The organism is Acinetobacter sp. TUM15071, from assembly GCF_008980925.1.
Lineage (GTDB): Bacteria > Pseudomonadota > Gammaproteobacteria > Pseudomonadales > Moraxellaceae > Acinetobacter > Acinetobacter dispersus.
This window is the reverse complement of the sequence record NZ_BKGB01000055.1, coordinates 1-475: the sequence shown is the minus strand read 5'-3', so window position 1 is coordinate 475 and position 475 is coordinate 1. Positions and strand designations below refer to the sequence as shown.

The 475-nt window shown below is 37.7% G+C and carries 1 pseudogene; it reads left to right on the top strand.

The window, feature by feature from the left end:
• Nucleotides 1-475 (top strand): annotated as a pseudogene (locus GBI66_RS19185) (IS4-like element ISAba1 family transposase); the annotation flags it as partial.

The following is a 475-nucleotide window of genomic DNA, read 5'->3' as shown; positions in this document are numbered from 1 at the left end:
AAAGACCGTATTGTGAATGTGTTCGCAGACAGAGAGTTTATCGGTGAGCAGTGGTTTACATGGTTAATTGAACAAGACATCAACTTCTGCATTCGTGTTAAAAAAACTTCATTGTCACCAATCATTTAGGAAAGAATCATAAAATTAGTGATTTATTTCGCCATCTTAAAGTTGGTCAAATTGAATGTCGTAAACGACGGATTTTGGTTGGTCGGGTGAAACTATATATAAGTGCACTACAGTTAGAAAATGGAGAGCTTTTACTCGTCGTTTCTCCTCAGTTTAATGCCAATGCTATTCAGGATTATGCATTACGCTGGGAAATTGAAACCTTATTCAGTTGTCTCAAAGGACGCGGGTTTAATCTTGAAAATACGCGCTTGACAGACCCTAGACGAGTGAAAAAATTGATTGCGGTGTTAGCTATAAGCTTCTGTTGGTGTTACTTAACGGGTGAATGGCAACATAATCAAAA